At 50.4% G+C, this 232-nt stretch carries 1 rRNA gene; it reads right to left on the reverse strand.

Annotated elements, in window-relative coordinates:
* A 23S ribosomal RNA gene (locus tag M0415_RS21385) occupies positions 1–232 on the reverse strand; the annotation flags it as partial.

Genomic DNA, 232 nt, shown 5'->3' on the forward strand with positions numbered 1-232 from the left:
GGTTTTTCACCCCCTTTATCGTTACTCATGTCAGCATTCGCACTTCTGATACCTCCAGTGTGGGTTACCCCTTCACCTTCAACGGCTTACAGAACGCTCCTCTACCGCGCAACCCTAATGGATTGCACCCGTAGCTTCGGTGGTATGTTTAGCCCCGTTACATCTTCCGCGCAGGCCGACTCGACTAGTGAGCTATTACGCTTTCTTTAAATGATGGCTGCTTCTAAGCCAA

It is taken from the genome of Shewanella sp. 10B (genome assembly GCF_023475885.1).
Lineage (GTDB): Bacteria > Pseudomonadota > Gammaproteobacteria > Enterobacterales > Shewanellaceae > Shewanella > Shewanella mangrovisoli.